This window comes from Rhodococcus sp. MT28, from assembly GCF_058792695.1.
Map to the genome: position 1 here is coordinate 1 of NZ_JBXAFD010000069.1, position 977 is coordinate 977.

At 61.8% G+C, this 977-nt stretch carries 1 protein-coding gene and 1 pseudogene; both read left to right on the top strand.

The features are described 5' to 3' along the window. Nucleotides 1-211: pseudogene (locus tag AC1Q6C_RS33635) on the top strand (PaaI family thioesterase); the annotation flags it as partial. Further along, nucleotides 208-977: cytochrome P450 family protein (locus tag AC1Q6C_RS33640; RefSeq protein WP_492667132.1), on the top strand; the 770-nt coding region annotated here is incomplete at its 3' end. The pseudogene AC1Q6C_RS33635 and the gene AC1Q6C_RS33640, both read left to right, overlap by 4 nt.

Below are 977 nucleotides of genomic sequence, written 5' to 3' on the forward strand. Positions count from 1 at the left end.
TCTCGAACTCGACTACCTCGCGCCGGTTCTGCTTGCCACGCCTTACACCCTGCACGCCGATACACGGTCTCGCGATGGCCGGAAATTGAATCTCGCGGCCAGGATCGAGGATATAGAGGGTCGATCGGTCACCACGGCGACCGCCCTGTTCATCCTGGTCGACGTCGAACATTTCCTGCAGTCACAGGCGAATACTAAGAGGCAAGCATGAATGTACCGACCGAGAGGGAACTGCTCCTGGACGCCTTACTCACCGATCACGGCGCAGCCGGACCTTACGAAGCGTTCCGACGGCTGCGAGAGACGCGCCCCGTCTTGGTTACGCGATCGGGGGTGCTGGTATTGAGTCGCTACGACGATTGCGCGGCGGCGCTCCGCGACCGCAGACTCGGCAAGGCCGACGAGTCGCTGGGCTTCGGCTTGTCCGAGATCCCTGACGAGCTGCAACGTCGGGCCATGCATCGATTCCGGCGCACCATGCTGTTCCGTAACCCCCCTGACCATCACCGGCTGCGTCGACTGGTGGCCGACGTGTTCACCCCTCGACACATTGACGAGTTGCGCAGCCGCATCATCACACAGATCCATCACCTACTTAACGTCATGGAGGTACAGGTCTTCGTCGACATCATCACCGATCTGGCGCTCCCGCTGCCTGTGAATGTGATAGGCGAACTTCTGGGAGTTCCCGCGGCCGATCGGGCAGTTGCCGCGCCATTGGTGCGTGCCCTGCTCGCCTCACTGGAACCCGGAGCCAATGTTGAGGCTCTGACCGCCGCCTGTGAAGCCGAGAACCAACTTGCCATGTATTTCGCTGACCTGTTGGCGGTCAAACGCGCCCGCCCCGCCGATGACCTACTCAGCCGACTCGCCGTCGCGCACGGCGACGACATCCTGGATGACGACGAATGCGTCGGCACCGCGATTCTGTTGTTCGCCGCAGGGTTCGAAACCACCACAAACCTCATCGGCAACGG